Source organism: Martelella sp. (genome assembly GCF_984369615.1).
The window spans coordinates 1-12179 of sequence record NZ_CFHTCS010000112.1; the positions used below are offsets into that span (position 1 = coordinate 1).

Annotated in this window: 8 protein-coding genes and 1 pseudogene; 6 read left to right on the plus strand and 3 right to left on the minus strand. The window is 61.4% G+C overall.

Features of this window, described 5'->3' with window-relative positions:
* A partial coding sequence (locus AC5DC2_RS11005) for an alpha-mannosidase (RefSeq protein WP_491698502.1) occupies positions 1-2779 on the minus strand: 2779 nt, incomplete at its 3' end.
* A 155-nt stretch (positions 2780-2934) separates the two neighbouring features.
* Between AC5DC2_RS11005 and pglB the strand changes: the two genes are divergently transcribed.
* Positions 2935-4254 carry a polygalacturonase PglB gene (pglB, locus tag AC5DC2_RS11010; RefSeq protein ID WP_491698503.1) on the plus strand — a complete coding sequence of 440 codons (1320 nt, stop codon included), beginning with the start codon at positions 2935-2937 and terminating at the stop codon, positions 4252-4254.
* A gap of 24 nt (positions 4255-4278) precedes the next feature.
* Here the strand turns inward: pglB and AC5DC2_RS11015 are convergent, their stop codons facing one another.
* On the minus strand, positions 4279-5364 hold the full coding sequence (locus tag AC5DC2_RS11015; protein ID WP_491698504.1) for a CehA/McbA family metallohydrolase: 1086 nt from the start codon (positions 5362-5364) through the stop codon (positions 4279-4281).
* Positions 5365-5695: 331 nt separating this feature from the next.
* On the opposite strand from AC5DC2_RS11015, the gene AC5DC2_RS11020 reads away from it, so the two are divergent.
* Both AC5DC2_RS11020 and AC5DC2_RS11025 read left to right on the plus strand, forming a co-directional pair.
* Positions 5696-6928, plus strand: a complete 1233-nt coding sequence (locus tag AC5DC2_RS11020; RefSeq protein WP_491698505.1) for a Gfo/Idh/MocA family protein — start codon at positions 5696-5698, stop codon at positions 6926-6928.
* Between the two features lie 162 nt (positions 6929-7090).
* Positions 7091-8113, plus strand: a pseudogene (locus tag AC5DC2_RS11025) (linear amide C-N hydrolase); the annotation flags it as partial.
* Between the two features lie 99 nt (positions 8114-8212).
* Here AC5DC2_RS11025 and AC5DC2_RS11030 read toward each other — a convergent pair.
* Positions 8213-9061, minus strand: a complete 849-nt coding sequence (locus AC5DC2_RS11030) for a hypothetical protein (RefSeq protein ID WP_491698506.1) — start codon at positions 9059-9061, stop codon at positions 8213-8215.
* 176 nt (positions 9062-9237) lie between these two features.
* Here AC5DC2_RS11030 and AC5DC2_RS11035 point away from each other — a divergent pair, with 176 nt between their 5' ends.
* The 3 genes from AC5DC2_RS11035 to AC5DC2_RS11045 all read left to right on the plus strand — a co-directional run.
* Positions 9238-9996, plus strand: coding sequence for a bestrophin-like domain (locus AC5DC2_RS11035; protein ID WP_491698507.1), 759 nt, complete (start codon positions 9238-9240; stop codon positions 9994-9996).
* A 410-nt stretch (positions 9997-10406) separates the two neighbouring features.
* A complete protein-coding gene (locus tag AC5DC2_RS11040) occupies positions 10407-11483 on the plus strand; it encodes an ABC transporter ATP-binding protein (RefSeq protein WP_491698508.1) in 1077 nt (358 codons plus the stop codon).
* Between the two features lie 25 nt (positions 11484-11508).
* A partial coding sequence (locus tag AC5DC2_RS11045) for an extracellular solute-binding protein (RefSeq protein ID WP_491698509.1) occupies positions 11509-12179 on the plus strand: 671 nt, incomplete at its 3' end.

The following is a 12179-nucleotide window of genomic DNA, read 5'->3' on the forward strand; positions in this document are numbered from 1 at the left end:
AGGCCTCGGCCGCGAGGGAAACGGAGCCGAGCCCGTCATGCGGCATGATGGCGTAGCGGAACCGGTGCTCGCCCTGATCCGCCTCGGGCCAGGGATAGGTCGGCGACCGCAGCAGCGTCAGCCGGATCGTCGTGTCGCGGGCGTCATAGCCATATTTGCAGTCATTGAGCAGCGCAACGCCGAAGCCATCTTCGCAAAGCGAGACCCAGCGATGCATCGGGCTCTCGAACCGCGCCTGATCCCAGCTCGTGTTGGCATGGGTGGGCCGGGTGACATGACCGAACTGGATCTCGGCATCGCAATCTGCGGTGCGGACGGCCAGCGGAAAGGCGGCCTTCACCATCGTATTGTGCTCACGCCAGTCGATGAAACTGTCAAACTCCAGCGCCCGGCCCTCCGCCTCGAGTGAAACGACCTCGACGATGCGCGAGGCCTCGTAGCGCCATTCGAAGCGCAGGGCCGCGCGATACGGACCGGTCTCGACGACCTCGGCCTTCACCAGCCCGTCGATCTCGAAGACCTGATCCTCGAAGGTGCGGTCGATATCCCACGCATCGAACTGTTCCGGAACGTCCCGGTAGGCCTGCAACCGGTTGGCAACGCCTGTCAGGCACTCGCGCCCGCTCTTCTTGTCGACCAGCGAAACGAGACGTCCGCCGGCGTCGAATTCGGCGCGCAGGAACGCGTTCTCGAGCCGGTTCGGCGTGACCGCGAGCCCGCCGTCGCCCGCCGCCGGTTCGGGTGACGCGGCCAGCGTCAGGCGCACCGCGCCAAGCCCCGGAATGGCATCGACGGGAACCGCCTGCGAAAGCGTGCCGTCTGCCGCCACCAGGACCTGCGAGTTGCGATCGCCAAGCCGGAGGGGGGTCTCGGAAGCGAGCCTGACCAGACCGCCTCTCGGCCTTCCAAACGCGTTGACCAGGAGCGTCTCGCCCTCGCCCGCGACGCAGGAGGCAAGGCGCCGCCGCAAAACCTCCGCACGGGCGAAAAAGGTCGCGTAGTCCTCATCGCTATCGTCAAACACAAGCCCGATCGAGGATCCGGGAAGAATATCGTGAAACTGGTTGAGCAGCGCGATGTCCCAGAGTGCGGCAAGCTCGGCCTCGGGATAATCGATGCCGGCGGAGAACCACGCCAGGCTCGCAAGCGCTTCCAGCTCCCGGAGCATGGCCTCGGCCCGCCGGTTGTTGCGCTTCACCTTGGCGACGGAGGTGAAAGTGCCGCGATGGAATTCGAGATAAAGCTCCCCGACCCAGACCGGATATTCCTTCGGGCTTTCATGCATTCGTCCGACGATCCGTTCGAGCACCGGTCCCATGAAGCCCTGTGATACGCGCGGGCAGCCCGGGATACCGCGTTCCATCCGGCGGATATGCTCCAGCATTTCCCGCGTCGGCCCGCCGCCGCCGTCGCCGAAGCCGTAGACGAGAAACAACTCGTCATTGGTCTCCTTCTGGGCGTAGCGCCGCCATGCGCCCATCACATGGCTCGCCTTCAGGTCCGGACAATAAGTGGTGCCGATGGAGGTGCTGTCGGCCGGTTGGGTGGTCAGGAAATAGGTCGGCGCGCGCGTGCCGTCGATCCCCTGCCAGAAAAACACCTCGCCCGGCATGCGGTTGGTATCGTTCCAGGACAATTTGTGGGTAACGAAGACCGTCAGCCCGGCGAGCTTCATGATCTGCGGAATGGCGGCGGAGTAGCCGAACGTATCCGGCAGCCACAGGATACGCGGCCGAACGCCGAATTTCTCGACGTGATAGCGGACCCCGCGCAGCACATGCCGGACAAGCGACTCGCCGGAGGTGATATTGGCGTCGGGTTCAAGCCAGAGCGCGCCCTCGATCTCGAACCTGCCCTCCCGTTGCTGTTCCCTGATGCCGGCGAAAAGGGCCGGATAGTCCTGTTCCAGATAATCGAGCAGCAGGCTCTGATTATACATGAACCGGTATTCCGGATAGTCCCGCATCAGAGAGAGCGCCGTCGCCATCGAGCGCGCCATCTTCTGCCGCGTTTCGCGAATGCGCCAGAGCCACGCGACATCGATATGGGTGTGACCGGTGACGGTGATGTGCGGGGCGATCTCGGTATCGCCGGCCGCATAGATCCCTTCCGCGATCGCGCTTGCCGTCTCAAGGCTCTCGGCAAACCGCACGGGGTCTCCGGGCCTGAAATCCACCGCGTTGATCGCTTGGTAGACGGTTTTCAGGATAAAATCCCGGCGATGGTCGTTGATGTCGAGATGTTTGGCGACATCGAGCGGCGCGCGCAGGTCGTAATAGAGCGCTTCGGCCTCAAGGTCGTGGACAAGGAGCCGGCCGGCAAAACCAAGCTGGCGTCGGTCCTCGATCGTGCCGGCCTCGATCATGATGTCGAAACGCTCGCCGCCGCGCGCCCTGGCAGTCAGAAGGATCTCGCGGTGGTTATAATCCGCGCCCTGGACGATCTCGCCATTGACGCGCACGAGGCATTGCGGATCGGAGCGCCCCATCACCCGCCCGAACATCGCCTCGATGCCGAGGCAGACCCGCTTGCCCTCAAGGCCATCGGGTACAAGCACGCTGCCAGCAAACCAGAAATAGCTCTGCGGCTCGCCCCAGACGGTGTCCGGCGTCACCGGCGACCAGTCATCATGCGGCCCTTGCAGCATGCGCGCCCGCGCTGCAGGCGACGCCTGGCGGTAACGGAGATCGACGGTCGTTTCCGTCGGCGTGAAGATCCGCTCCGAAAGCAGTTCCACGAGATGAAAGATCTTCGAATAGTTGGCCAGAATGTCCTCCATCCCCGCAATGCAATGAAATTTTTTACACTGCCATTGCTTTTCTTTTTGCGTTATTGGTAGAAATTTCGGTTGAAAATTGCAAATAATTTCGCTCTTGTCCAGTTCTGGCTCCCTGAATGCGTTGAGAGTCATGAAATTTTTTTTGGGAGTAGTCAGTGCAGGAAATTCGTATTCCGGCGGCCGGCGGCGATGCCACGACCCGCATCCAGCGCGCCATTCACACCGCCGCAAGCACACAGCTTGTCGTTATCCTGGAGGCCGGAACCCATATTTGCGGTGGCCTGGAACTGATTTCGAACGCCGAACTGCGCCTCGAGGATGGCGCCGTGCTGCAGTTTCTGCCGGACTATGAGGCCTATGCCGCCCATCCTGTACGCGTCATCGCCGAGGACAGCGACCGGGCGATGATCTCCGCTGCACATGCCCGCAACATCGCGATCACCGGCAAGGGACGCATCGTCTGCGGCGGAACGCATTTTGCAACGGGCGAGGACGCGGAGATGGGAACGCTCACGCCGGCAACGCGCCGCCCCCGCCTGCTGGTCCTCGACAGTTGTACCAATGTCAGCCTGTCGCACTTCAGCGTAATCGATTCGCCGATGTGGACGCTTCACTTCGTCAACTGCACGGCGCTTTCGATCAACGACGTCCGGGTCGAAAACGCGCTCGACATGCCGAACACGGACGGGATCGTGCTCGACGGCTGCCGCGACGTAACGGTCTCTCGCTGCGACATCTCCACCGCCGACGACGGCATTGTGCTGAAGACCTCGTGCCGCCCGGACGGAACGGTCGTCGGCGCATGCGAACGAATCGAGGTCGCCGACTGTCGCTTGCGCTCGCATTCCTGTGCGCTCAAAATCGGAACCGAGTCCTTCGGCGACTTCCGCGATATCAGCTTCAGGAATTGCGAAGTGACCGCCTCCAATCGCGGCCTCGGCATCTTCTCCCGCGATGGCGGAGCGGTCGAGAATATCCGTTTCTCGGATATCAGCCTCGATTGCCGCGAGACGCCGCCCGGCTTCTGGGGCTCGGGCGAAGCGCTGACGATCAATCTTGTCGACCGCCGTCCGGAAACAAGGCCCGCAGGCAAGATCAGCGGCGTCATCATCGAAAACATCACGGGCTCGATGGAAGGCGCGATCAACCTCTATTCCGAACGTAAGGGCGGCATCGAGAACATCGAGATCCGCACTGTGGCGCTCGAGCAGAGGCAGGGCGTCCACGGAACGGCGCGCTGCTACGATCTCCGTCCGACGCCCGCCGACCTTGCGGGCGCCCCCGGAACGGAAGGCCGCGCCAATGCCTGGCGCAAAGACGCCGACGGCCGGGTGATCGGCCTTGTCGATTACCCCGGCGGCATGCCGGCGGTCTTTGCATGCAACGTCGAGGACCTGCGCCTGGAAAACATCGCGATCGAACGACCGGAGCCGTTGCCGCCCGGCTTCAACCCGGAAGCGATAGTGTCCGTTTGACGGAAAAGGACCTGTTTCTGCAGGTCAGAATGACGGGTCGTAGTTAAAATAGAGCGGGTTCGAAAGCGCGACCTTGTCGGCGGAGAGCGCCATCGAATCCGGCACTTCGGCATAGACGGCCTGCGGCCCGTCAATCTCCGCGCGATAGTAGCTCCGTTCGCCCGCCGCAGGCGTGTCGGTAAATCGCGCCGTGCGGGTCTTGGGGTCGACGGCAAGGGTCGCGTAGGTCTCCCTGTTCTTGATGATCCTGACCGAATAGGCCGCGCCTTCCGGTCCGCCCCCGGACAGACGAACCTCGAACGAGACCGGCTGGCCTTCGGCTTTGGCATTGTCGCCCATCATCATCTCGGCGCCGCCGCCTGCATCGGCGACAAGTTCGACGCGCGGATTGAACGGGTTGGCGCAGACGCATGCCCGGCCGGCCACAAGCGCCTCGAGCAGCGCGTCGCCGCTGCGCTCCCGGGCAAAAACCCAGGTCGTCGGTGTTCCCACATAGTTCATCGTGGCTTCCGGCGACCATTGGCTGGCGAGTTCCGGCCGGTCCGGGACGCCGTGATGGGCATCCGAGCCGCCGCGCGCGCCGATCATCCGCCCGGACAGGAGCATATTGTCCCAGACGCGGACATTGGCCGCGTTCTTCGGCCACATCGGCCCGTTCCAGACCTCGATGGAATCGGCAAGATCAAAGGAAAAGCCGTAGTGGTTGCTGGTGACGGGATGGTTCGCCGACCAGTGGACGGCGCTTTCCCGCTTCAGGGCCGCGAGGTCCCAGTCCCGGTCGTTGCGGTGGTCGAAAAAGCGCTGGTGGTCATAGGGCTGCGTGCCGTAAAGGTTGACGTGACCGCGCGGCGCGGTTAGCTCGGCGCCATAGAGCAGAAGCAGCCGGTCGGAGCGATAGGCCGGATCGGACCAGGTATGACCGGCGACATCGCCGCCCACATGCACATCATGATCCGTGATCGTCAGGTAGTCGAATCCGTGGCGCTCGGCAAAACCGATGATCTTTTCGACCGGATTGTTGGTCGAATCGCTGCTGTGCCGGGAGTGAAGGTGCCAGTCCCCCTTCAGCCAGATGCCGGTGCGATCAATCCCTGAACTGCTCGAAACCACTGCGCGGATCCCCTCCTCTTCGCCGGTCGCATGATTCCGCCAGACCCGGCATGCGACCATTTCAACGACGATGATAGCCGCTGTCCGGAGCGTTTTTCCATCCCGGGCAGATGATACGGCGAAAACGACCTGTGGACGACAGCGCGCGGCGCCTGGGGACGGCACGCCTCATCGGCGCGGCGGCGACCGGGACAGGCGTTCGGCTTGACATCCGCGCAGCCGGACCGCAATATCCGCACTCGGAAACGGGCCGCAATTTGGCCCGCTGAATTTGTGCAAAAATATTACTTTAAAACTATTTCAGACATATTTCGTGGAGTCGACCAAGGGCATGAATATTGCTTTCGTAGGTTGTGGATTCGTGTTCGATATTTACATGAAGACCATCCGAGCGCATCCCGAACTGCAGATTGCTGGCGTTTTCGATGTCAAACCCGAGCGGATGCGCAAAGTCTCGGATTATTACGGTTTCAGGACATATGACAGCTACGAAGCCCTGCTTGACGACCCTGACATTGATGCGGTCGTCAATCTGACCAATATCGGTTCGCATTTCGAAGTCTCCAAAAAAGCTCTGATGCGGGGCAAGCATGTCTACTCCGAAAAGCCGCTGACCACTGACCTGGCGCAATCGCGGGAACTGTTTGAGCTGGCTGCCGCCCATGGGGTGCGGCTTTACGCGGCGCCGAGCAATATTTTCAGCGATTCCGTGCGCACCATCTTCGATGCGGTCGAAAAAGGACGGATCGGCTCGCCGCGGCTGATCTATGCGGAACTGGACGACAACCCGATCCATCTGATGGAGTTCGAGAAGGTACGCAGCGCGACGGACGCGCCGTGGCCGGTGGTCGAGGAAATCAACGAAGGCTGCACCTTCGAGCATGTCGGATATCACCTCGTATGGATATGCGGCCTGCTCGGCCCGGCCGTTTCCGTGACCGCCTTTTCAAGCGAACTGCTGCCCGCCAAATCGCCGCTTGTTGCCGGCTTTTCGGGAACTCCCGACTACTCCGTCGCCAACCTTTCCTTTGCCAATGGCGCCGCCGCGCGCATTACCTGCAGCGTCGTCGCGCCGCGCGACCACAGGATGCGGGTCATCGGCGATGCCGGCGAGGTGAGCGCCGACAGCTACCGCCACTACCAGTCGCCGGTCTATCTCGAAAGATTTTCCAAGCGAAGCCTGAGCGCGCGGAAGCTGCACACGCTACGGGCGCATCCCCTTCTCGGAAAGCTCTTCGGCATCGGCGGGAAGCGCCAGAAACTGGTGAAGAACTGGAAGTCTGCGGCCGTTGAAAAGGACCAGCAGATGCGCTCGTCGCTGCGCCAGCGGCTGATCGAATTCGTGCGCCGGCGCGAGGTTTACGCCCAGGACAAGCTGGTTGGCGTGGCTGAAATGGCCCGGGAGATCGAGGCCGACGAGAAACAGTTCCTTTCGCCGGACTTTCTTCTGCTCCTCAACGAGCTGACCCTGCTCATACAAGGCGCCGGGCCGGATGGCGTGGCGGTCAAGCCCACGACAAGTTTCGAACCGATCGGATCCATTCCGGGCTCAATCCGGCCGTGATCAGGAAGCCGGCAGAAATGCGGCGGCAGCTGTCAGCCCCTCCTTCCACCACCTTGAAAAGGACTGGCCAATGATCAGCCTTTCGACCTTTCAGGCCGTTTCCCGCCTGTCGCCCCGGATGGTCGGTTACCACCTGAAACGGCTTGCCCGCAACAAGCTGGCGCCGCGCTTTCAGTAGCCGCGGCGCCCATCGCCGATGCCTGCACGCGTGTTGTCTATCATGGCCCTGAGGAGCGCATCCTGACGGCGCGTTCCATGGATTGGAGCCTGCCGATGCTTTCCAACCTGTGGGTGTTCCCGCGCGGCATGGAGCGAAATGGCGAAGCGGGCGAGAATTCGCTGACCTGGACGTCGAAATACGGCAGCATGATTGTTTCCGGCTATGATTTCTCCACCGTCGACGGCATGAACGAAGCCGGCCTGGTGGCCAACATGCTCTGGCTGGTGGCGTCCGAATACCCCAAGAATGACGGAACCACGCCCGAGATATCGCTGTCGATCTGGGCGCAGTATTTCCTGGACAATTACGGCAGCGTTGCCGAAGCGGTGGCCGATATCGAAGCCAATCCTTTCGACGTCGTGACCGCCGACGTTCCCGATCAGCCCGGCCGCCTGGCGAAGGTTCATCTTTCCCTCTCGGACGCCAGCGGCGACAGCGCCATACTGGAATGGCTGGACGGCGAACTGGTCATCCATCACGGCCCGGAATACCGCACGATGACAAACGATCCGCCCTACGATCAGCAACTGGCGATCAAAAGGTACTGGCAGGACGTCAATCCGCGTGAGTCGCTGCCCGGTACAACCCGTTCTCCCGATCGTTTTACCCGTGCCGACACCTATATCGACATGGTGGTCCAGTCGGATGAACCGCGCATCGCGGCGGCCGCCGCCATGAGTGTGATCCGCAACGCGTCTGTTCCCTATGGCATCAACACGCCGGACGCGCCGAATCTTTCGACCACGCGCTGGAGGGTCGTCGCGGATCACAAGGACAAGTTTTTTTACGTTGAATCAGCGATTTCGCCGAACCTCTTCTGGGTCGACCTGAACAAACTCGATTTCTCGGCAGACGCCGGCGTGCGGATGCTGGATCTGGGCGTTGACATGATCGAGCTCAAGTCGGGCGAAGTTTCGGCTGAATTCAAACCCGCCGAACCTTTCCAGTTCGAGCCGGTCAACTGAAACGTGCCGGCCACCGCAGTCCGTGTGGTGGCCGGATCATTCCGTTCGCCACGGGCTTAACGTTTCAATCGCGGATGTTCGCGACCAAGCCGATACCGGTCAGAACCGGTAGGTAAGCCCCACAACCGGCCCGCTCAGCCTCGTGTCATAGACATGACCGCCTTTTTCGTAGTCGGTGTCGACGATCTTGTAGCCTGCCGAAAATGACAGGTGCTCGCTCAACGTATAGTTCGCCGTCGACAGGAAAGACCAGGTCAGATCGGAATTAACGTCAAAGCCGCCGATATCGGCCTGGGCCTGAACCGATAACCGGTCCGTCAGGTTGAAAAACACACGGGCGCCGACAACGGGATCAACCCAGCCGAAGCTCTCGTCATAGCTGACTGATCTTCCGAGACCGCTGGCCGTGATTTCGTTGGAGATATGCCACAGACGCAAGCCGGCCAAAGCGTCGAACGTAAAGGCGGGCGTATCAACAACGCGGTATCCGCCCTGCACGGTGGCCATGAACTGCCTGGTATTGAGTTTGCCGTTCGCTTCAAACGGCGGCAGCAGCGAAGTGCCCGGAAACCTGTATGTGTCCTCGTCACTCGTATCCGTATACATCATGTCCGCAGAGAGAACGAAACGGTCGTGGCGGCCCCAGACATTGACAAATCCGGCAATATTCAGCCCGTCCCGCCCCTCGGAAAAAGAGCGGTCGATATTCACGGTCGGCCCGACGCCGAAGGGAGAAACCTTCCCCTTGACGCCGGTTGCCCACAGATAGGGAGTGATCTGAAGAGCCCAGTCAGAGGCATTCGCCGCGGAGGCATCCGGGGGTGCGGTGGCACTGTCGGCCGCATGGAGAACCTGCGGAACGCATAGAGAAAAAGCGCACGCAAGAATATATTCTTTCAATGTGTCCCCCCGGTCCGGCGACCTGTAAGCCGATTCCACTTGCATCATCGTCTTTTGTAAGCAGTTACCATCATAGAAGCCAGGTGGATCTCTGCGGTTCCACAGAAACAGCGATTGGCGTGCGGTTCGGTGCCGGTACACGAGCGTCTCGGTAACCAGATCTTTAACCGGGCAACTCTATTTTCAGGAGAGCGTGATCCGTATTTTTCCCGAAATGGATTTCAATGTCGTATTTTCTGAACCTGGCACTGGTTCCCTCAATCCTGCTGTTTCTGGTCTTCGGTCTTGCCTTGTTCGCCGTGACCTATTGGGTTCTGCGCCTGTTTGCCCGATTTGCGCGCACCGATGCTCTCGTCATTCCGCTGGGCGCCTTCATTGGAACGATTGCGACATCCTGGGCTCTGTCTCTCGGCTTCGTTGCTGCCGACATCTGGACGCTGCACGCAAAGGCCGACCAGGAGCTCACCTCGGAGCGATCCGCGATCAATCGACTGATCGGAAACGCCGAAGCCGAGGTCCTGAACAGGCCTGACCTTGAGACAGCGATGGAATTCTATCGTGAAAAGGTGATCTCGGACGAATGGGGCGCCAACGGAAACCTTCATCCCGCGGCTTCGGTCGAGCAGGCCCTTCAGAAAATACGCATCATCATCATGGATATCGCCGAGGGCGATGCGCCCGCGCCGATCATCAATCAGACCGTTGCCATTTTCAATGACCTGCAGGAAACGCGCGATGTGCGCCTCGCCATCGCCAGCACCACCGTCAATCAGTATAAATGGTACATGCTCCTGACGCTGACGATCTTGACGTCCCTTACGATCGCCGTGACGCACGCAGACAGAACGCGCGCGGGGAGTATAGCGATATTCCTCTACGTGCTTGCGGCCACAACAAGCCTCTGGCTGCTGACGGTGCACGCAAGCCCCTATGCCGGCATCGAGACGATAGAGCCAAGCGGACTATACCTGAATCTGACCTGACGCGGTGGACCGTGCGTAGGCGTGTTTGCCAGGTTGAGGAACACAAACTCCTCTCCTTCATTTCTGCTTTGCGGAGCTCTCGCCGGTTTTCCGAACGCAGCAACGCAAAGCAGCGGCCCGTGTCGGAGATTTCAGGTCGGATCATCGGCAACGAAGTGCCTGTGTGGCGGTCGCCGGCTCGGAACCGGGCAGTCAGCACAAGGCCTCGATGCGGACGTTTCCGGCAAGGTCTTGGTTCGCGGCGCGCCCCCGAAAAGCAAATCTTCATAAAACCGAAAACGCACTGAAACAGAACTGTCACATGCCCGGTGCATTGATGGCGGCGAAGATTGCACAGCAGTGCAAAAACGCCTCTACCATGGTCATTGGCCGGATATCCGGCCTGCGACCGACACGTCGGATCAACACGCATGAGCGCCATCGAAATCGAGACCGTCGACAAGTCTTTCGGCAAAACCAGCGTATTGCGCGGGATCTCGCTGTCCATCCGCTCGGGCGAGTTCGTGGCGGTGCTCGGCCCGTCCGGGTGCGGCAAGACCACTCTGCTGCGCGCGCTGGCCGGCTTCGAGCCGATCGACCGCGGCGCAATCCGGGTCGGCGATGCGCTGCTTTCCGGCGAGGGGCGTCATGTCCCGCCCGAGGAGCGCGGCATCGGCGTCGTCTTTCAGAATTATGCGTTATGGCCGCACATGACCGTCTCCGGCAACGTCGCCTATGGCCTCAGGATCAGGGGGCTGGGGCGCGGCGAACGCGCGGCGCGCACGGCCCGTGTTCTGGAGACGGTCGGGTTGACGGAATTCGCAGACCGCCGGCCGGCCGCGCTTTCGGGAGGGCAGCGTCAGCGCGTGGCGCTTGCCCGCTGCCTTGCGATGGATGCCGGGCTCGTGCTGCTCGATGAACCGCTTGCCAATCTGGATGTCCATCTGCGCGGCGAGATGGAGGAAGAGTTTGCCCGCTTCCATAAGGCGTCGGGCGCAACGATGTTCTACATCACCCATGACCAGTCCGAGGCCCTTGCGCTTGCTGACCGAGTCGCCGTGATGGACAATGGCAGGATCAGCCAGTTCGCCAGCCCTTCCGAACTCTACAGTCAACCGGCAAATGACATGGTCGCGACCTTTATCGGAGAGGGCCAGATCGCGGAGATTACCGATTTCCGGCCCGATCGCAGCGGCTATGGCTTCGCCCGCTTCTTCGGCAAGCAGGTGCGGGTGCGAAACCGCCCTTCGGCCCTGCCCCGCGAGGAAGCGCGCATTGCCTTTCACCCCGGCGACCTGAAGCTGGCCGAGACCGGCGGCCTTGCCGCCACCATCCGCCGCGTCACCTATCGCGGCGACATATTGCGGGTCGAGCTTTCGATCGGTCCGGACGACCAAACCCTTTTCATGAACGTCCCTGCCCCGGCGCGCATCGAAGCCGGGCAGCGCGTAGCCGTCACGCTTGCAGACGGCTGGGTCCTTCCGGACCTGCAAACCGAACATGCCTAGCACCCAACAATCGAGGAAATCCCCGATGAAACTCTCCCTGCTTGCCCTTGCAACCGTCAGCACGCTTGCCTTCTCGGCGGCACACGCCGAGGAAACCATCACGCTCTACACCAGCCAGCCGCCCGAACAGGCCCAGGAAACGGTCGACGCTTTTGAGGCCGCCAACCCGGATATCAAGGTCAACTGGACCCGCAATGGCACCTCCGCGCTGATGAACGTGATGCGTGCGGAAATCGAAGCCGGCAACATCCAGCCCGACGTGCTGCTGGTTGCCGATCCGATCAACCTTGGAACGCTGAAGGCCGACGGTCACCTGATGGCCTATCCGGAAGCGCCCGTGGAAGGCTATGACAAGGCTGCCTACGACAAGGACATGACCTTCTTCGGCACCAAGGCGATCACCACGGGCATCGCCTACAATACCGAGATCGCCGAGCCGGTCGAAAGCTGGAACGACCTTCTGGTCGAGGACAATCGCGGCATGATCGCGGTTCCGAGCCCGCTCTATTCGGGCGCCGCCCTCAACCACCTGCATGCGCTGATCAACACGCCGGAAATCGGTTGGGACTTCTATGAAGGCCTGAACGACCTCGACATCGTGCCCGAGGGCGGCAACGGTCCGGCAACAAAGGCCGTCGCCTCCGGCATGGCCAAATATGCCATCATCGTCGACGCCAACACGCTGCGCGCCAAGGC

Bases quoted from the DNA above. Each gene is read 5' to 3' on its own strand.
- AC5DC2_RS11035 (WP_491698507.1), top strand. From the start codon at position 9,238: ATGTCGTATTTTCTGAACCTGGCACTGGTTCCCTCAATCCTGCTGTTT.
- AC5DC2_RS11030 (WP_491698506.1), bottom strand. From the start codon at position 9,061: ATGATGCAAGTGGAATCGGCTTACAGGTCGCCGGACCGGGGGGACACA.
- AC5DC2_RS11020 (WP_491698505.1), top strand. From the start codon at position 5,696: ATGAATATTGCTTTCGTAGGTTGTGGATTCGTGTTCGATATTTACATG.
- AC5DC2_RS11040 (WP_491698508.1), top strand. From the start codon at position 10,407: ATGAGCGCCATCGAAATCGAGACCGTCGACAAGTCTTTCGGCAAAACC.